Source organism: Sorangium sp. So ce295 (genome assembly GCF_051527405.1).
GTDB classification, from domain to species: Bacteria; Myxococcota_A; Polyangia; order Polyangiales; family Polyangiaceae; genus Sorangium; species Sorangium cellulosum_B.
This window is the reverse complement of the sequence record NZ_CP150324.1, coordinates 1,238,387-1,257,385: the sequence shown is the minus strand read 5'-3', so window position 1 is coordinate 1,257,385 and position 18,999 is coordinate 1,238,387. Positions and strand designations below refer to the sequence as shown.

The window sequence follows — 18,999 nt, the reverse complement described above, 5'->3', positions numbered from 1 at the left end:
CCCCAGCGCCTGTGTGCGAGCTGAGGGGGCCCGCGCCCCTCGCTCCGGACATGATCGCGCAGCGGTGGCGCGCCTTCGCGGAGCGCCCTCGCCGCGCGGCCTGCGGCTCGTCGCGGACGTGTGCCCGGCCGCGCGCGCAGCGCCCACACGCGGGCGAGATCTCGCGAACGCGTGGCATTTCGCCGCACGCGCAGCGCTGGCCCGGCCGTCCAGCGCCCGCTTGGATCCCATGCGAGGCCCGCCTGACAGGGCGCTCCGGACACGCCCAAACTCGCCAAGTCGTCGGCCGTGAACGCTGGATCCAGCTTCTGACGTCCTGATAGCATGCGAATCCCATGGCGCTCGACAGGCCGCCCGGTGCGGGCTCTGCTTCGCGACTCGGCAACTATGAGCTGCTGAGAGAGCTCTCCGGCGGTGGCATCGGCTCCACGTGGCTGGCGCGAGCGTCCTCCGACGAGGGCGAGGCGAAGAGCGCGCCGCCCGTCACCATCCTGCGCATCTACCGGCACCTCACGAAGAGGGCCGAGACCGCCGACAGCATCCTCCGCGAAGCCGGGATGGCGCAGCAGGTCCGCTTCCCCAACGTGCTCTCGGTGCTCGACGCCCGCATCGCGGACGGCGAGGTCTTCATCGTCTCGGAGTACGTGGAGGGCGAGCCGCTGGGCGCGCTGGTGCCTTTGGCCGGCGCCGAGGGGCTGCCGCCGCCGGTGTCCCTCCGGATCGCGATCGACGTGCTGCGCGCGCTCGCGTCCGCGCACGCGGCGCAGCCGGCGCCGCTCGTTCACGGCGAGCTGAACCCGACCCACGTCTCCGTCGGCATCGACGGCGTCACCCGGGTCGGCGGGCTCGGCGTCGCGCGGGCCATCGCCGGGCTCGCGCCCATGGGGACGAGGAACCCCGATCGGCTGGCCTATGCCGCGCCCGAGCGGGTCAAGGCGATGGCAGCGCACGCGGAAGCCCCGCTCGATCCGCGCGCGGATCTCTTCTCGGTCGGCGTGGTCCTCTGGGAGCTGCTCGCGCGGCAGCGGCTGTTCTCGTCGAAGCTGGAGGCCGCGGTCATCCAGAAGGTGCAGTCGGCGCCGATCCCCCAGCTCGCGGGGCTCGCCGGGGGCGCCGTCCCGGCCGAGGTCGTCGATGTCGTCCAGGCGGCGCTCGAGCGCGATCCGGCGCGCCGCTTCGAGAGCGCCTCGGCGATGCTCGCGGCGCTGGAGGCCGCGGGAGCAGGGCGGATCGCCGGGGACGAGGCCGTGGCCGCGGCGGTGAGCAGGCTGGCCGGCAAGACGATCGAGCCGCGCAGGACGATGATCGCGGCGGCCATGGCGAGCCCCGCTGGCGCGGACGAGCCGCGGCCGCCGCCGCGCGCGCGGGGGATGACGCTGGTGGGCGTGGCGATCCCCGCGGCCGACGGCGCGCTCTCCCCCCGCGGCGACAGCCCGCGTCAGGCGATCACCGCGCCGTCGCCGCGCGCGCGCGGCGCGACGCCTGGCGCGCCGCCGGTGGCCGCGGGCGGCGCGATCGCCGCGAGCCAGGTGCGCCCGACGAGCGGCGCGACGGCGACGAAGGACGCCGCCGCGCCGAAGAACGGCCTGGCGGCCAAGCCAGCGGCCGGCGCAGGCGCGTCGAACGGCGCGGGACCTGCGGGCACCGATGCTGCGCACGCCAGCGTCGACACCGGGTGGGGCTCGGTGGACGAGGTCCCCGCCCGCGACCTGCCCGGGCCGCGGCGCCCCGCACAGACCCTTCCGCGGATCGAGCCGTCGGGCCAGGGGACGGAGGACCGCGCCGCCGCCGGGGCGAGCACCGAGCGCGCCGCAGCGACGGGGGCGGCCACGGCGAAGGAGCAGCCGCCCGCGCGGCCGGCCGCGCCGCGCCCGGGCGATATGGGCGACCCCGTCGGGGCGGCGCGGGCGACGCCGACGCCGGCCGAAGGGACGGCGCCGAAGCCGCCGACGCCAGCCCTGGGAGGGCCGTCCCCGAGGCCACCTCGCCCGCCGCCGCCGGCTCGCGCGGCGTCGCCGGCGCAGCCCGAGGCGCATGGCAAGGTCGCCGCTGCAGCGCCTGCCGCCGTCGTGCCAGCGTTCGCGCCGAGCCCTCCGACGCCTCGGGTACCTGTGCCGCCCCCGGCGCCGCCGGCCGCTGCGACGCGCCGCACGCCCGTGGTGCCCGCCGTGACGCCGGCGCCACGCGCGGCCGCCACGCCCGCGCCGCCGCTGGCGACGGCCACGAGCCGCGCGCCGGTGACACCGTCGGCGCCCCTCCCGCCCGCTGCACCCGCGCCGGCCGCGTCGGCTGAGCCCTCTCAGCCGCTGCCCCCCGTCGCGCCCGCGTCGGCCACCGCGCCTGCCATCCCTGTCGCAGCGAAGACCCCGCCGCCCCCGCCGGCGGCGGCCGCGCCTCCGGGCGGTGCGCCTGCGGTGGCTGCGACGCAGGAGGGCGCGCGCGGCAACGGTCCGGCATCGACCTCCAGCAGGACGGTCGCCACGCCGACCGGGATGCAGGGCCCGAACAAGCTCTGGGGTCGCGCGGCGTCGGCCGTGGACCAGCTGGGCCCGGGGAGCACCCTCGGCCGCTACGAGATCCTCATGCCGGTCGCCAAGGGCGGCATGGCGGCCGTCTGGGCCGCGCGCCTCCAGGGCACCCGCGGCTTCAGGAAGATCGTCGCCATCAAGACGATGCTTCCCGACGTCTCCGACGACCCCGACTTCGAGTCGATGTTCCTCGACGAGGCGCGGGTCGCGGCGCGGATCCGGCACCCCAACGTGGTCGAGATCCTCGACCTCGGCGAGGAGGACGACGTCCTCTACATCGTGATGGAGTGGGTCGACGGCGAGACGGCCGGCACGCTGCAGAAGGCCGCGAAGCGGCTCGGGGGCATCCCGCAGCGGATCGTGCTCCGCATCGCCTCGCAGATCTGCGCGGGGCTCCACAACGCGCACGAGCTGCGCGACGACAGCGGCGTGCTGCTCGACCTCGTCCACCGGGACATCTCGCCGGCGAACGTGCTCATCTCGACCGCCGGGTTCGTGAAGATCGTCGACTTCGGCGTGGCGAAGTCGAAGGGGCGCCTGCACGTCACGCGCGCTGGCGGCATCGTCAAGGGGAAGACGCCGTACCTCTCGCCGGAGCAGCTCGGCGGGCTCCCCATCGATCGCCGGAGCGACATCTTCTCGCTCGGCGCGCTGCTGTACGTGCTCACGACGGGGCTGCACCCCTTCCGCGCCGAGACCGAGCTCGCGACCATCGAGAACATCACCATCAAGAACCCGCTCCCCCCGCGCGAGCTGAACGGAGCGATCCACCCCGAGCTCGACAGGATCATCCTCAAGGCGCTCGAGAAGGACCCCGAGAGCCGCTTCTCGACGTGCGCGGAGATGCAGAGGGCCATCGATCAGGTCGCGTCGACGCTCGGCGAGCCCACGACCGACGAGGACGTGGCGGCCTTCGTGCGGCAGGCGATCGGCGAGATCCAGTCGAAGCGCGCGCAGGAGCTCCGCGACGCGATCGCGGCCGTCGACGCAGGCTCGGCCGTGAACTCGGAGCGCCGGCCCGGGGCCTCGCTGGAGGGCCACGCTGCGCTGGCCGACGTCGGCGCGGGCTCACGCGAGGGCGCTCCCGCCGCCGCGGCGGGGTCTCCCCCTGCGGCAGCGGCGCCGGCCGGCGCCGGCCCGGCGTCCAGCGGAGGGACCGCGTCACCGACCGCGGAGAAGGACGAGGAGCCGCCGGTCAGCCTGGAGCCGATCTCGTTCGAAGAGATCGCCGTGCCGGCGCAGCCTGCCGGCGTGCCGCCGCGGCTCATCATCGCGCCCGCCCTGCAGGCCGACGTCGCGCCCGGCGAGCCGGCCGAGCCGGTGAGCCCGCGGCCCGCCGCCCGCGAGGGCAAGCCGCTCGGCCCGTCCGCCAAGCGGATCCTCCCGGCGGCCGGCGTGCCCGCCACGAAGGTGCTCGCGCCGGCGGATCCGCCCGCGTCCCGGGCCGCGGCGCTCAGCGAACGCCTCGCGAGGCGCGGCTCGCGGAGCCTCGCCAACGACGTCGGCGAGGTCACGGCGGTCGACCGATCGTTCGAGACCGCGGAGCGGCGCAAGCGGCTCCAGCTGATCGTGGCTGGCGCGGCGATGTTCTGCGTGGCGCTCGGGGCCGTCGCGCTGGTCGTGCGCGGCGGCGACGAGCGCTCGCGTCCGGAGATCGGCAAGGCGCGCGTCGATGCGTTGCCCGCGGCCGCGGCGGCCGACACCACCTCGGCTGCGGCGGAGGTCGTCCCGGCTGCGCCCGTTTCGCCGGCGGAGCCTCAGGCGGCGGAGCCGGCGTCGCCGCCCGCTCCCGAGGCGTCGGCGACGCCTACCGAGGCGGCGCCAGCGCCCTCGCCGACGCCTCCCGCGGCGGAGCCGGCGCCTTCCCAGACGGCCAAGGCGGCCGCGGCAGCGACGGCGCAGCCCATCGCCGCGCCGCAGGCGTCGCCCCCCCCGTCGACCCCGCGCCCCCGGACGACGTCCACGCCGGCGAAGCCTGCGCCCAAGCCGGCACCGACCGGCAAACCCACCCCCAAGAAGAAGTACAACCCATCGGGTATCTGAACACCGTGCGATCTCGACCCTGGCTCCGTGCGCTGCTCTTCGGTGCGGCATCTTGCCTGTGCTTGTGCACGCTCCCCGGGCCCGCAGCCGGCGCGGACGGCGCCGCGGCGACGCCCGCGCCGGACGCGGTGGAGAAGGCGCAGAACCACTTCAAGAAGGGCGCCGCCCTCTACGAGAGCAAGCGCTACGCGCTTGCGCTGGAGCAGTTCCGGGCCTCGTACGCCACCGTGCCGAGCCCGAACTCCCGCCTCTACATCGCGCGCTGCCTCGCGGATCTGGGCGATCACGTCGAGGCGTACCTCGAGTTCGATCAGGTCGCGGCGGAGGCCGCGTCCCGGGCGAAGGACGAGCCGCGCTATGCCCAGACGGAGCAGACCGCGCAGCTGGAGCGCGACGACCTCGCGCGCAAGATCGCCCTCGTCACGGTCACGGTCGCGCACCCGGACGCGGCGACCTCGCTCGCGGTGGCCGGCAAGGACGTCCCGCGCGAGCGCTGGGGCAAGCCGTTCCCTGTCAAGCCCGGCAAGACCGAGATAGTCCTGCGCACCAAGCTCACCTCGACGCCCCAGACCGTCGATCTCTCGGCGGGCGAAGCGAAGACCGTCGCGCTCGACGCCGAGCCGAGCGGCTCGACCGAGGCCGGCTCCGGCTCTCCGGCGCTCCTCGACGAGGGCCCGAGCCCGCCCTTTTCGGAAGCGCCCTCGCCGCGCGCGTACCTGCGGCCTTATGCCTACGCCGCTGGCGGCGTGGGTGTCGCGGGGCTCGCGATGTTCACCGTCGCCGGGCTGATGGCGAACAGCACCTACAGCGATCTCACCGAGACCTGCAGGGGCCCCTGCCCCGCCGATCGCCAGGACGACGTTGACGCCGGCAAGACCCAGAAGACGGTCGCGAACATCGGCGTCGTGGTCGGCGCGCTCGGGCTCGTCACGGGCACGACCCTGCTCATCCTGAGCTTCACCGGAGGCGGCGCTGGCGGCTCGCAGAGCGCCACGGCCTCGACGCAGCTGCTCGTCGGCCCCAGCTTCGCCGGTCTACGCGGCACATTTTAACGCGCGGGGCTCACCCGCTGCTCTCGGACTGAAGCTGCGCAAAAAGAAACGGGCGGGATCGCTGCTGCGACCCCGCCCGCTTCGTGTCGATGTGCTCGCGGTTGACGCGGAGCGATCAGCGACCGCCCGGGCCGCCCTTGGCGACCTTGGCCTTCTTGTCCCCGGAGTGACCGTGGAACGTGCGCGTCGGGGCGAACTCACCCAGCTTGTGGCCGACCATGTTCTCCGTCACGAACACGGGAACGAACTTCCTCCCGTTGTGCACGGCGAAGGTCAGGCCGACCGACTCGGGCAGGATCGTCGAGCGGCGCGACCACGTCTTGATCACCTTCTTGGCATTGGTCGCCTGGGCCGCCTGGATCTTCTCCAGCAGGTGACCGTCAATGAAGGGCCCTTTCTTGATGCTCCTCGGCATGACTAACCCTTGGTCCCGCGCCGCCGGACGATCATCCCGTCGGTGCGCTTGTTGTTTCGCGTCTTGAGGCCCTTCGAGAGCTGACCCCACGGCGAGCACGGATGGCGCCCGCCGCTCGTCCGGCCCTCACCACCGCCCATCGGATGATCGACGGGGTTCATCGTGACACCGCGGTTGTGCGGCCGGCGCCCGAGCCAACGCGAACGCCCCGCCTTGCCGAGGCTGATGTTCGCGTGCTCGGAGTTCGACACCTGCCCGATCGTGGCGCGGCAATCGAGGTGCACCTTGCGGATCTCACCGCTCGGGAGGCGGACCTGCGCATAGTCGCCGTCCTTCGCCATGAGCTGCGCAGCCACGCCGGCCGAGCGCACGAGCTGACCGCCCTTGCCCTTCTTGACCTCGACGTTGTGGATCGAGGTGCCGGGCGGGATGAAGCGGAGCGTCAGGCTGTTGCCAGGCTTGATGTCCGCGTTCCGGCTCGCGAGCAGCGTCGCCCCCACCGCGAGGCCGTCGGGCGCCAGGATGTAGCGCTTCTCGCCGTCCACGTAGTGCAGGAGCGCGATGCGCGCCGTCCGGTTCGGGTCGTACTCGATCGTCGCGACCTTCGCCGGGACGCCGATCTTGTCGCGCCGGAAATCGATGATCCGGTAGCGCTGCTTGTGACCACCGCCGCGGAACCGCGACGTGATCCGGCCGTTGTTGTTCCGGCCGCCGGTGGACGTCTGCTGCTCCAGCAGCGACCGCTCGGGCTCGACCTTCGTGATCTCCTTGAAGTCGCTGACCGAGTAGTAACGCCGCGCCGGCGAGGTCGGCTTGAAGGATCTGATTCCCATCGCTATTCCGCCTTCTCGTCGAAGAACTGGATCTCGTCACCCTCCTTGAGGGTGACGATCGCCTTCTTCCAATTGCGCAGCTTCGCGTAGCCGCGCCCCATGCGCTTGTCCTTGCCGCGCATGATCAGCGTGTTGACGTCCACCACGCCCACCTTGAAGAGCGTCTGGATGGCGTCCTTGATCTGGATCTTGTTCGCCTCGCGGCGGACCTCAAAGATGACCTTGTTGCCTTGGTCGCGGAGCCGGCTCGACTTCTCCGTGAGGATGATTGGCCGGCGGATGATCTGCTCGGGCTGCATGTCGGACTCCCCTGACTAGCGAAGGCAACGCGCCTCGAGCGCCTTGGCGGCGTCCCTCGAGACGATGAGGTGGTCGTGCCTGAGGAGGTCGTAGACGTTGACCCCTTCCGGCGGCAGGTACTGGTGGTTCTCCAGGTTGCGGAGGCTCTTCACCAGCTTGTCGTTGCCGGCCGTGTCGACGACCAGCGACTTCCGATCCGCCTGCAGCGTCGTCAGCGTGGCAGCGATCGCCTTGGTCTTGATCTCGGAGACCTCGAGGCTGTCGAGCACGATGAGCCGGCCCTCCTTCGCGAAGAGCGAGAGCGCGCTCTTCAGGGCGCCGATCCGCACCTTGCGCGGGGGACGGTAGGACCAGTCCTTCGGCTCCAGGGCGTGCGCCATGCCGCCGCCCGCGTGGTGCGGCGCGCGGATCGAGCCCTGGCGAGCGCGGCCGGTGCCCTTCTGGCGATAGAGCTTCTTCGTGGAGCCGGCGACCGCGCTCCGCTCCTTGGTGGCCTTGGTGCCCGAGCGGCGGGACGCGAGCTGCGCCTTCACGACCTCGTAGAAGAGGTGCTCCTTCACCTCGGTCCCGAAGACCTCGTCCGAGAGGTCGAGTTCGCCGACCTGCTCCCGCTTGAGGTTGTAAACGGTAACCTTCATGGTACCTGGACTCCTAGCTCTTGATCTCGACGTCGACGCCGGCCGAAAGGTCGAGCTTCATCAGCGCGTCGAGGGTTTGCTGCGTCGGCTCGATGATGTCGAGAAGCCGCTTGTGCGTCCGGATCTCGAACTGCTCGCGCGACTTCTTGTCGACGTGGGGCCCCCGCAGGACCGTGTAACGGCGGATCTCGGTGGGCAGCGGGATGGGCCCCGCGACGTGCGCCCCGGTCCGCTTCGCCGTCTCGACGATATCGCTCGTCGACTTGTCGAGCAGCTGGTGGTCGAAGGCCTTGAGGCGAATCCGGATCTTGGTTGTATCAGGCATGGTGCTCTTCCTACGCGAGGATCTTGGTGACGACGCCGGCGCCCACCGTCTTGCCGCCCTCGCGGATGGCGAAGCGCATCTGCTCCTCCAGCGCGACCGGGGCGATGAGCTCGATCGTCATCGTGATGTTGTCGCCCGGCATCACCATCTTCACCCCCTCGGGGAGGTTCACCGTGCCGGTCACGTCCGTCGTCCGGATGTAGAACTGCGGCCGGTAGTTGGTGAAGAACGGCGTGTGGCGCCCGCCCTCCTCCTTCTTGAGGACGTACACCTCACCGGTGAACTTCGTGTGCGGCGTGATCGACCCGGGCTTCGCAAGCACCTGGCCGCGCTCGATCTCTTCCTTCTCCACGCCGCGGAGCAGACACCCGACGTTGTCGCCCGCCTGCCCCTGATCGAGCAGCTTGCGGAACATCTCGACGCCGGTCACGACCGACTTCTTCGTGTCCTTGAAGCCGATGATCTGCACCTCGTCGCCGACCTTGATCACGCCGCGCTCGATGCGGCCCGTGGCCACCGTGCCGCGGCCCTTGATCGAGAACACGTCCTCGATCGCCATCAGGAACGGCTTGTCGATGTCGCGCACCGGCTCGGGGATGTAGCTGTCCAGCGCGCTGAGCAGCTGCTGGATCGTCTCCTCCCACTTCGGGTCGCCCTGGAGCGCGGGCAGCGACGCGCCGCGGACCACCGGCGCGTTGTCCCCGTCGAACTTGTACTTCGACAGGAGCTCGCGGACCTCCATCTCGACAAGGTCGAGCATCTCCGGGTCGTCCACCGCGTCGCACTTGTTGAGGAACACGACGATGTGGTTCAGGCCGACCTGCCGGGCGAGCAGCACGTGCTCGCGCGTCTGCGGCATCACGCTGTCGAGCGACGACACGACGAGGATCGCCCCGTCCATCTGCGCCGCGCCGGTGATCATGTTCTTGATGTAGTCGGCGTGCCCGGGGCAGTCGACGTGCGCGTAGTGGCGGTTCGCCGACTCGTACTCGACGTGCGCCGCCGCGATGGTCACCGTCTTGGTCTCGTCACGGACCGTCCCGCCCTTCGCGATGTCGGCGTACGAGATCGCCTTCGCCAGGTTGCGCTTCGACTGCACCTTGACGAGCGCCGCGGTGAGCGTGGTCTTGCCGTGGTCGATGTGACCGATGGTGCCCACGTTCACGTGCGGCTTCGTACGAGTGAATTTCTCCTTGGCCATGGCGTCTCTTTAACCTCGCTGCTTGGCGACGATCTCTTCCTGGATCGCTGCTGGAACCGGTGCGTAATGAGAAAACTGCATCGAATGGGTCGCGCGGCCCTGCGTCTTGGAACGGACGTCGGTCGCGTAACCGAACATGGTGGCGAGCGGGACCTCCGCGCGGATCACCCGGGTGTTCGCGCGCTGCCCCATATCGAGGATGCGGCCGCGCCGCGAGTTGAGATCTCCGATGACGTCCCCGAGGTAGTTCTCGGGCGACACGACCTCGACGGCCATCATCGGCTCGAGGAGCACGAGCCCCGCCCTCTTGGCGCCGTCCTGGAAGGCCATCGACGCGGCGACCTCGAACGCGGGCCCGGAGGAGTCGACCTCGTGGTAGCTGCCGAAGTGGAGCCGCACCTTGATGTCGACGACGGGGTAGCCGGCGAGCACGCCGCGGCCCATCGCGTCCCGGATGCCCTTCTCGATCGAGGGGATGAACTCCTTCGGGATGATGCCGCCGACGATGTCGTTCTCGAACACGAAGCCCGCGCCGCGCTCGGCCGGCTCGATGTCGATCCTCACGTGACCGAACTGGCCGTGTCCGCCCGACTGCCGGACGAAGCGCCCCTCCACGTCGGTCGCCTTCTTCGAGATGGTCTCCTTGTAGGCGACCTCGGGCTTGCCGACGTTGGCGTCGACCTTGAACTCGCGCTTAAGGCGGTCGACGATGATCTCGAGGTGGAGCTCGCCCATCCCGGCGATGATCGTCTGGCCCGTGTCCTCGTTCGTGAACGTGCGGAACGAGGGGTCCTCGTAGGCGAGCTTCTGCAGGCTGAGCCCGAGCTTGTCGAGATCGGCCTTGGTCTTCGGCTCGATGGCGATCGAGATCACGGGGTCGGGGAACTCCATCCGCTCCAGCACGATCGGGTTCTTCTCCTCGCAGAGAGTGTCCCCGGTGCGGGTGTCGCGCAGCCCCACGGCAGCGTAGATGTTGCCCGCGTAGCAGACGTCGATCTCCTCGCGCTTGTTCGCGTGCATGCGGAGGATGCGCCCGAAGCGCTCCCGCTTGCCGCGCGTCGAGTTGAGCACGCTGACGCCGCTCTTCGTCGTGCCGGAGTAGACACGGAAGAAGGTGAGGTTGCCGAACTGGTCGTTCATGACCTTGAACGCCAGCGCCGCGAACGGCTCTTCGTCGCTCGCCTTGCGCGAGACGACCTTCTCCTTCTTGTCGGGCAGCGTCCCCTCGACGGCCGGGATGTCGACCGGCGACGGCAGGTAGTTCACGACGCTGTCGAGCAGGAGCTGGACCCCCTTGTTCTTGAACGCAGAGCCGCACAGGACCGGGACCATCTTGAAGCCGAGGGTGCCCGCGCGGATGGCCGCGTGGATCTCCTGCTCGGCGATCTGGTCGATCTCACCGGCGATGAACTTCTCCATCACCTTGTCGCTCGCGTCGGCGCACGCCTCGATGAGCTTCTCGCGGAGCTCCTTGCACCGCGGCAGGAGGTCGGCCGGGATCTCCTGCCAGTCGTAGCGCTGGCCCTTCGTCTCCTCGTCGAACACGGCGGCCCGGAGGGTCACGAGGTCGATCACGCCGCGGAACGAGTCCTCCGCGCCGAGCGGGTAGTGGATCGCCACCGGGTTCGCGCCGAGGCGCTCGCGGATGGAGTCGACGCACATGTCGAAGTCGGCTCCGACCTTGTCCATCTTGTTGATGAACGCGATGCGCGGGACGCCGTACTTGTCCGCCTGCCGCCACACCGTCTCGCTCTGCGGCTCGACGCCGTTGCCACCGTCGAACACCGCCACCGCGCCGTCGAGCACGCGGAGACTCCGCTCGACCTCGATGGTGAAGTCGACGTGACCGGGCGTGTCGATGATGTTGATCCGGTGAGAGACGCCCTTCTCGGGGCCCTGCTCCGGCGCCCAGAAGCAGTTCGTCGCGGCGGACGTGATGGTGATGCCGCGCTCCTGCTCCTGGACCATCCAGTCCATCGTGGCTGCGCCCTCGTGGACCTCGCCGATCTTGTAGTTGACACCCGAGTAATAAAGGATGCGCTCGGTGACCGTGGTCTTGCCCGCATCGATGTGGGCCATGATCCCGATGTTGCGCGTCCGTTCCAGGCTGTACTCGCGTGCCACTTTTCCTTCTCCGTCGTGTGATGCGTGGGGTGAGGTTTCCGGACTCAGGATGCAAAACACCCTCTCCAGCCCGGCCCGCCGCTGTTGTGGCGGGCACTTGAACCTGGAGAGGGTGTCGGGGTACAGCAGCAGCTTTTCTAGGTCCCGCGAGGGCGAGCGCTGTCGCGCTCCCTCGAGAGGACCGGCTCTGTAACCCGATCCTTATGTCAGCCGTGCCATCTCGCTCTACGCGTCTCCTCGCCTGGGGATGGGACCTGAAATGACGAACCAGCGCAGATCCGGGATCTGCGCTGGCCTCGCTGACCTACCAGCGATAGTGGGCGAACGCCTTGTTGGCCTCCGCCATCTTGTGCGTGTCGTCGCGCTTCTTGACCGCGTTGCCACGGTTCTGCGCCGCGTCGACGAGCTCGGCGGCGAGCCGCTCGCGCATCGTCTTCTCGCCGCGGCCGCGCGAGTAGGTCACGAGCCAACGCATCGCCAGCGCGACGCGACGCTCGGGGCGAACCTCGACGGGGACCTGGTAGGTCGCGCCGCCGACGCGCCGGCTCTTCACCTCGAGCTTCGGCTTCACGTTGTCGAGCGCCTTGCGGAAGACGTCGATCGGCTCCTCCTTGAACCGGTCGCGCACGATGTCGAACGCGCCGTAGAGGATCCCCTCGGCAGTCGCCTTCTTGCCCGACTGCATCAGGGAGTTCGTGAACTTGGCGACGAGCTTGTCCTTGTACTTCGGGTCCGGAATGATCTTCCGCTTCGGGACTTCGCGACGACGGGGCATCTTCGTTCCTCTGCTGGCTTTCGCGCGGTCAGGCCGTCACGCCTTCGGGCGCTTCACGCCGTACTTCGAGCGCTTGCGGTTGCGGGTCGCTTTGTTGGTGGAGCTAGGCCCGGCAGCGCCGGACGCGTCGAGCGTGCCGCGGACGACGTGGTAGCGCACGCCCGGCAGGTCCTTGACACGGCCGCCACGGATGAGGACGACCGAGTGCTCCTGCAGGTTGTGGCCTTCGCCCGGGATGTAGCTCGTCACTTCCATCTGGTTGCTCAACCTGACGCGGCAGACCTTGCGGAGCGCAGAGTTGGGCTTCTTCGGCGTCGTGGTGTAAACACGTACGCACACGCCTCGCCGCTGCGGGCAGGACTTGAGCGCAGGAGAGGCCGTCTTGTAACGAGCGGCCTCGCGGCCTTGGCGGATGAGCTGGCTGATGGTCGGCATAGTGACGCGGATTTCCACCTGAGGGATGGGGACGCGCAGGATACCCAGGAGGCGACCCATGTCAAGCGGGACGACACCCGTTCGTGTTGGATACGCTGGCGTGCCGTTCGTTCGCGTCGATCCCGTGCGTCGCGCCCGCCGCGTCGGTCGCGCCGTTCACGTCGCTGGCGCCGTTCACGTCGCTGGCGTTGTTCACGTCGCTGGCGTTGTTCACGTCGCTGGCGTCGGTCGCGTCGGTCTCGTCGGTCTCGTCCGTTGCGCTGGCCGAGGCGCGGCATCGTTCGTGTCGGGCGCGTCGGTCCCGCCGCGCCTGCGGAGGCCGTGTTCTGCGCGTCCCGGCCCCGCGCGAAGGGCTCGTGGGCGCGGCGCGCGGCGGGGGCCGTCCGTGCGCGTCTCGTTCGACGGGGCGCTCGGCGTGCGACCGCGGCTCCCGGGACGCGCGGGAGCCTGCGCGCGCCGCACGAGTCGGACGCCGGCACGCGCCGCGGGCCCTTGGCGGCCCGCCTGCTGTTCGGTACGGTCGCTGCGTGGCGAAGAAGCTTTCACGCGCCCAGCGTAAAGAAAGCCGGCGCAAGGCGCCGCAGAGCAGCGCTGCGTCGAGGCCGGCGTCCGAGGTGGACACGGGGCCCTCGTCGCGCGGCGATCAGGGCGGCAGCGCGACAGCGCGAGGCCCCTCGGTAGCGCGCGTCGATCCGACGGCGAGCCGAAGCGGCGACGACCCGCGCGGCGCGCGCACACGCGGCGCCGCTGCGCCGAGCAGCGCGGAGCCTGCGCGGGCGCGCGGCGCCGGCGATCGATCCCATCGGAGAGGCGGAGTCGAGGCGCAGCCCGCGCGAGCGCGCGGCGGAAGCGCACAGACGAAGCCAAAGCGAGATCGCGCGCTCCTGGTGTTCCTGGGCCTCGTGGCGCTCGCCGCGGTGATCGTGTTCGCCGCGCAGTCCCCCCGCGCCCCAGAGCGCGCCGCGCCGGAGCCCGCGAGAGCGGCTCCGGCAAAGACCCACGCCGCGGAGCCGTCCACCGCGTCCCCCGCCGCGCCGACGGCGACCGACGAGCTGCCGGCTCCACCTCCGGTCGACTCGTCGCCGCCGACGATCGTCACCGCCGAACCGCCCGCAGCGGAGACGGCGCGCGCTGCAACCCCGCAGGGTGCTGCAGCCGGCGCCTCACCAAAGGGGACAGCTGCCAGCGCTTCTCCATCAGGAGCAGCCACAGGAGCAGCCGCAGCCGCCCCGCCGAAGAAGCGCACCAGCGCACCGAAGCCGGCCGCCGCCCCGCCCGTGACGACACCGACAGCGGGGGCGACGCCGGCAGCAGGGGCGACGCCGGCAGCGGGGGCGCCGACAGCGGAGGCGGCGCCTCCGCCGGAGCCCGCGCAAAAGCCTGCCGAGCTTCCACACGAGTGATCGCAACCGCCGTGATGAAAGGACGCCCGAGATGCTTCGCTTGAATGCTTCGCCCGACGCCGCTCGAACGCCGGGCCGCTCGCCGCGCTCCCGCGCGCGGGCGCTCGCCCTGCCGCTCGGCGTCGCGCTGTCCGGCCTCCTCGCCGCGGCGACGGCGGGCGCGCAGCCGGCGCCGCAACCCGCGCCGCCGGCTGCCTCCGCGCTGCCCACTGCCTCCGCGCCGCCCGCTGCCTCCGCGCCGCCCGCTGCCTCCGCGCCGCCCGCTGCCTCCGCGCCGCCGTACCCGGCGGTCCCCTACCCGGCGTCGCCGCAGGAGGCCCCGCGGGCTCCGCCAGGGGCCTCGCCGGGCTATCCGCCGCCTGGTCCCCCGGGCGGCTACGCTCCGTACGGCGGCGCCTACCCTCCGCTCCCGCCGGGCTACCCGGTGGCCCCGGCGGAGATCCCGCCTGCTCCGCCCCCGGTTCCCCTGCGCCGGAAGAGCCCGGGCCTCATGCTGGGCGGCATCGCGCTCACCGCCGGCGGCACGATCGCGTTCTTCACCGGGACGGGCCTGCTCGCGTCGGCGAGCAACCGATACGAGATCTACTGCGATTTCGGTGGCTTCACGGGCATCTGCGAGACGCGCTCCGACGGGCGCCGCCAGCTCGCCGGCGCGCTCGTCTCCGTGGCGGGCGGCATCATGATCGCCGTGGGCATCCCGCTCTGGGTCATGGGTGGGAAGAAGGTGCCGGTCAGCGACGCGACGCCCAAGGCGTCGGCCCAGACCACGCTCTCGCTCGGCCCCGGCTCCGCCGCGCTGCAGACGCAGTTCTGAAGGGCTCCCCTCGCCCGATCCTCCCCTCCCCGCGCGCGGGGTCGCGGGGGCCTCTACCGCTCCTGCGCGTCGTCGCTCAGGGCAGACCCTTCTTCTTCTTGGCGCCCTTGCGGTGGCGCGGCCCGCCGTCGTCCGTGGCCGCGGGCATGCGGAGGATGTGGAAGCGCCCGCCGCCGCGCGCCAGCGGATCGCCGAGCTTCACCCGCTCGCGCGCGAGCTCGATGAAGCGGTGCTGCGACCGCAGCTGGGGGGCGCCGGCGGGCTGCTGGAGCTTGTGGTAGCTGCCGTCGCTCGCGAGCTCCCAGGTCTTCGCCGTGTCGGACATCACGGTGTTCAGCATGTCCTCGACGCGCGCGCGGGTGGCGGGCTCGATGATCGGGATCATCAGCTCGACGCGGCGATGGAAGTTGCGCGGCATCCAGTCGGCGCTCGACATGTAGATCTCCTCGCTGCCGCCGTTCGCGAACCGGAACAGGCGCTTGTGCTCGAGGAAACGATCGATGATCGCGCGCACCTGGATCCGCTCCGACAGGCCCGGGATCCCCGGCCGGAGGCAGCAGATGCCGCGCACGGCGAGCTTGATGTCGACCCCGGCCTGCGACGCCGAGTAGAGCGCGTCGATGACGTCGACGTCCACGAGCGCGTTCATCTGCGCCACGATCTCCGCCTTGCGCCCGGCCCGCGCGTGGGCCTCCTCGCGCGCGATGAGGCCCAGCACCGCCTCGTGCAGGCCGAGCGGCGCCACGAGGAGGCGGTTCCACTTGGGCGGCGCGCTGTAGCCGGTCAGCAGGTTGAAGAGCGACGTCATGTCCTCGCCGATCTCCCGGTTCGCCGTGAACAGGCCGATGTCGGTGTAGAGCCGCGCGGTCTGCGGGTTGTAGTTGCCCGTCGACAGGTGCACGTAGCGGCGCAGCTTGTCCTTCTCGCGCCGCACCACGAGCAGCGCCTTCGCGTGCGTCTTCAGCCCGAGCAGGCCGTAGATCACCTGCACGCCGCTCTGCTCGAGCGTCCTCGCCCACTGGATGTTGCTCGCCTCGTCGAACCGCGCCTTCAGCTCGACGATCGCCGTCACCTGCTTGCCGCTCTCGGCCGCGCGCGCGAGCGCCTTCAGGATCGGCGAGTCGCCGCCGGTCCGGTAGAGCGTCTGCTTGATCGCGAGCACGTTCGGGTCGTCGGCGGCGCGGGAGACGAACTCCGCGACCGGATCGAACGACTCGTAGGGGTGGTGCAGGAGCACGTCCTGCTCCCGGATGACGGCGAAGACGTCCTCGACGTCCCGGAAGAGCGGCGGGACCTGCGGCGCGAACGGCTCGTCCCGGTACTCGCGGCGCTCGTCGTCCGCGACGATGCCCATGAGGTCGGCGATGTGGAGCGGCCCAGGCACCCGGTAGACGGCGTGCGACGCGTCGACCTTGAGCGCGCGGCAGAGCCGCTGGACCGAGGTGCCGGCGCCCTCGCCGAAGCCGATCTCCAGGCGCACGGCGTTGCCGCGATCGCGCCGGCGGAGCTCGGCCTGGATCGTCTCGAGCAGATCCTCGCCTTCCTCCTCGTCGATCTCGAGGTCCCAGTTCCGGGTGACGCGGAAGGGGTACGTGCCGCGCAGCCTGCCCGAGGGGAAGAAATCCTTCACGTGCCGGGCGATCACGTCCTCGAGCAGGACGAACGCGCGCGTCGCGCCCTCGACGCGGACCCGCATCAGCCGGCTCAGCCCCGGCGGCACCTGGATGACCGCGAAGCCGGGCTCCTGCGCTTCATGCTCCCGGGAGAACATGATCCCGAGGTTGATCATCTTGTTGCGCAGGTGCGGGAACGGGTGCCCCGGGTCGATCGCGATCGGCGTGAGGATCGGGAAGATGTCCGTGCGGAACCGCTCGTCGAGCGCGCCGAGCTCGGTCGCGTCGAGCTCATCGGGCCGGACGATCACGATGCCGGCGCGCTGGAGCGCCGGGATCAGATCCGAGTGCCACAGCTGGTAGGCGTCATCGACGAGCGCGTGGACCCGCGCGCTGATCGCCACGAGCTGCTCGTGGGGCGTGAGCCCGTCCGGCGGGACCTCGGCGATCGTGCGCTGCGTCTGCGCCTGGAGGCCGGCGACGCGCACCATGAAGAACTCGTCGAGGTTGGAGAAGAAGATGCTCAGGAACTTGAGGCGCTCGAACAGCGGCACCTCGTGCGACCTGGCCTCCGCCAGCACCCGCGCGTTGAACTCGAGCCACGAGAGCTCGCGGTTCAGGTAGTGCGCCGGGTCCCCCTCGATCGGGATCGCCCCCGGGGCGGCCGATATCGACACCGGGCCGCTGGACGGAGCGGAGCTCCCCCCGGACCGCGCGCTGGAGGGGCCGCTCGGGCGCGGCGCAGGCCCGGCGACCCGAGCTGAATCCACGTCGTCTTCTGAGTCGGGAGCGAGGGCGCTATCTGGGGTGGACGGCGGGTCAACCATGATCGAAGCTCCGATTTTGCCGTACGTCTGATAGGGTTCAACTATGGAGTTTTGGCGACATCCTGGCGACCTCAGGGTGGCGTGCGACCGGGCTCGTGCGGGAGGGAGCCGCGTCGGCCTCGTCCCGACGATGGGCGCGCTCCACGCAGGCCACCTCGCCTTGATCACGGAGGCGCGGCGGAGGTCGGACTTCGTGGCCGTGACCCTCTTCGTCAACCCGACCCAGTTCGGCGCGGGGGAAGACCTGGCGCGCTACCCGCGGACGCTCGAGCGAGACCTCGCCGCCTGCGCGGAGGCCGGCGCCGACGGCGTGTTCGCGCCGGACGTCGCGGCGATGTACCCGCCCGGCGACGAGACGCGCGTGCGCGTCGGCGCGACCGCGGGCCCGCTCTGCGGCGTCCATCGGCCCGCGCACTTCGAGGGCGTCGCCACCGTGGTGACGAAGCTGCTCTCGCTCGCTGGCCCGTGCGTCGCCGTCTTCGGCCGGAAGGACTACCAGCAGCTCCAGGTCATCCGGCGGCTCGTCGCCGACCTGTTCCTTCCCGTCGAGATCGTCGGGGCCACGACGGTGCGCGAGCCGGACGGCCTCGCCATGTCGTCGCGGAACGCCTACCTCTCGCCCGAGCAGCGGAGCGCGGCGCGCGCCATCCCGCTCGCCCTCGCCGGCGCGTGCCGCGCCTTCGCCCGCGGCGAGCGGCGCGCCGCGGCGCTCCTCGAGCCCGCGCGCGCGCGCCTCGCGGCCGCCGCGACGAGCGTCGATTACGTGGACCTCGCCGATCCCGAGTCCCTGGCGATCTGGAGCGGCTCCGCGGCGATCGGCGATCGGGCGCTGCTGGCGGTCGCCGTCCGCGTCGGGACGACGCGGCTCATCGACAACGTCGTGCTCGGGGAGGACGCGCCCCCCGTCGCGGAGTCGAGCGAGGAGGCGAGCTAGATGCCGAAGACGAGAGGTGGGCAAGAGAGCCCCGCGTCGCGCCCGGCGGGGGAGGCCGGCCGTGGCGTCTTCGTGGTGTTCGAGGGCATCGACGGCGCCGGCACGAGCACGCAGGCCGAGCGCTACGCGGCGCACCTCAGGGCGGCGCGGCGCATGGTGCACGTCACCCGAGAGCCGAGCGCCGGGCCGGTGGGCGCGCTGCTCCGGCAGGTCCTGACCCACCGCATCTCGCTCCCCGGCGCCCGCCAGGCGGAGATCATGGCGCTCCTCTTCTCGGCCGATCGCCTCGATCACCTCGGCGCCGAGGTCGAGCCGCTCCTCCGCGACGGGTACGTCGTGATCTCGGATCGCTACGACCTGTCGAGCCTGGCCTACCAGTCCACGACGGCGGGCGAGGACGGGGCGGGCTCCGGGGCGATCGTCGAATGGATCCGTGAGCTCAACCGCCACGCCCTGAGGCCCGACGTCACCGTGGTGATCGACGTGGCGCCCGAGATCGCCGAGAAGCGCCGCCGCGGCCGCGGGGGGGCGGAGGAGCTGTTCGAGAAGACCGAGCTGCAGGCGCGGCTCGCAGAGGCATACCGCCGGGCGGAGGAGCTCGTCCCGGGGGACAGGGTCATCCATATCGACGGGGATGGGGCGGTCGACGAGGTCGCCCGGGCGATCACGGCGGCGCTCTCGGCCGTCGTGGAGCGGTGAGCCAGAGCCTCCGCTCGAACATCGGAGTCGAGCTGCCGAG

Annotated in this window: 16 protein-coding genes; 5 read left to right on the top strand and 11 right to left on the bottom strand. The window is 71.4% G+C overall.

The window, feature by feature from the left end:
* The first annotated feature begins 335 nt into the window (after positions 1-335).
* Both WMF11_RS04710 and WMF11_RS04705 read left to right on the top strand, forming a co-directional pair.
* Positions 336-4,571 (top strand): protein kinase domain-containing protein, encoded by a 4,236-nt coding sequence (locus WMF11_RS04710; RefSeq protein ID WP_437976575.1) that lies wholly within the window; start codon positions 336-338, stop codon positions 4,569-4,571.
* Positions 4,572-4,576: 5 nt separating this feature from the next.
* On the top strand, positions 4,577-5,623 hold the full coding sequence (locus tag WMF11_RS04705; RefSeq protein ID WP_437976574.1) for a tetratricopeptide repeat protein: 1,047 nt from the start codon (positions 4,577-4,579) through the stop codon (positions 5,621-5,623).
* Positions 5,624-5,738: 115 nt separating this feature from the next.
* Here the strand turns inward: WMF11_RS04705 and rpsS are convergent, their stop codons facing one another.
* The 10 genes from rpsS to WMF11_RS04655 form a co-directional block, all read right to left on the bottom strand.
* Positions 5,739-6,038 (bottom strand): 30S ribosomal protein S19, encoded by a 300-nt coding sequence (rpsS, locus tag WMF11_RS04700; protein WP_012233480.1) that lies wholly within the window; start codon positions 6,036-6,038, stop codon positions 5,739-5,741.
* Between the two features lie 2 nt (positions 6,039-6,040).
* Positions 6,041-6,871 (bottom strand): 50S ribosomal protein L2, encoded by an 831-nt coding sequence (gene rplB, locus WMF11_RS04695; protein WP_012233479.1) that lies wholly within the window; start codon positions 6,869-6,871, stop codon positions 6,041-6,043.
* 2 nt (positions 6,872-6,873) lie between these two features.
* A complete protein-coding gene (locus WMF11_RS04690) occupies positions 6,874-7,170 on the bottom strand; it encodes a 50S ribosomal protein L23 (protein WP_012233478.1) in 297 nt (98 codons plus the stop codon).
* A 15-nt stretch (positions 7,171-7,185) separates the two neighbouring features.
* Positions 7,186-7,809, bottom strand: a complete 624-nt coding sequence (rplD, locus tag WMF11_RS04685) for a 50S ribosomal protein L4 (RefSeq protein ID WP_012233477.1) — start codon at positions 7,807-7,809, stop codon at positions 7,186-7,188.
* 13 nt (positions 7,810-7,822) lie between these two features.
* Entirely contained in the window at positions 7,823-8,134 is a 312-nt protein-coding gene (gene rpsJ, locus WMF11_RS04680) for a 30S ribosomal protein S10 (protein WP_272100105.1), read from the bottom strand.
* Between the two features lie 10 nt (positions 8,135-8,144).
* Complete coding sequence (gene tuf, locus WMF11_RS04675; RefSeq protein ID WP_012233037.1) at positions 8,145-9,335, bottom strand: elongation factor Tu; 1,191 nt, start codon at positions 9,333-9,335, stop codon at positions 8,145-8,147.
* Positions 9,336-9,344: 9 nt separating this feature from the next.
* Positions 9,345-11,459, bottom strand: a complete 2,115-nt coding sequence (gene fusA, locus WMF11_RS04670) for an elongation factor G (RefSeq protein ID WP_437976573.1) — start codon at positions 11,457-11,459, stop codon at positions 9,345-9,347.
* 304 nt (positions 11,460-11,763) lie between these two features.
* A complete protein-coding gene (rpsG, locus tag WMF11_RS04665; RefSeq protein WP_012233474.1) occupies positions 11,764-12,234 on the bottom strand; it encodes a 30S ribosomal protein S7 in 471 nt (156 codons plus the stop codon).
* A 36-nt stretch (positions 12,235-12,270) separates the two neighbouring features.
* Positions 12,271-12,669, bottom strand: coding sequence for a 30S ribosomal protein S12 (rpsL, locus tag WMF11_RS04660; protein WP_012233473.1), 399 nt, complete (start codon positions 12,667-12,669; stop codon positions 12,271-12,273).
* 61 nt (positions 12,670-12,730) lie between these two features.
* Positions 12,731-12,883: a hypothetical protein gene (locus tag WMF11_RS04655; RefSeq protein ID WP_437976572.1), complete on the bottom strand. Its 153-nt coding sequence runs from the start codon at positions 12,881-12,883 to the stop codon at positions 12,731-12,733.
* 1,220 nt (positions 12,884-14,103) lie between these two features.
* Between WMF11_RS04655 and WMF11_RS04650 the strand changes: the two genes are divergently transcribed.
* A complete protein-coding gene (locus WMF11_RS04650; RefSeq protein WP_437976571.1) occupies positions 14,104-14,886 on the top strand; it encodes a hypothetical protein in 783 nt (260 codons plus the stop codon).
* A 76-nt stretch (positions 14,887-14,962) separates the two neighbouring features.
* Here WMF11_RS04650 and ppk1 read toward each other — a convergent pair whose 3' ends face one another.
* Positions 14,963-17,176, bottom strand: a complete 2,214-nt coding sequence (gene ppk1, locus WMF11_RS04645; RefSeq protein WP_437549704.1) for a polyphosphate kinase 1 — start codon at positions 17,174-17,176, stop codon at positions 14,963-14,965.
* A gap of 193 nt (positions 17,177-17,369) precedes the next feature.
* On the opposite strand from ppk1, the gene panC reads away from it, so the two are divergent.
* Both panC and tmk read left to right on the top strand, forming a co-directional pair.
* Positions 17,370-18,260: a pantoate--beta-alanine ligase gene (gene panC / locus WMF11_RS04640; RefSeq protein ID WP_437976570.1), complete on the top strand. Its 891-nt coding sequence runs from the start codon at positions 17,370-17,372 to the stop codon at positions 18,258-18,260.
* Positions 18,261-18,959, top strand: coding sequence for a dTMP kinase (tmk, locus tag WMF11_RS04635; RefSeq protein WP_437549702.1), 699 nt, complete (start codon positions 18,261-18,263; stop codon positions 18,957-18,959).
* The last annotated feature ends 40 nt before the right edge of the window (positions 18,960-18,999 follow it).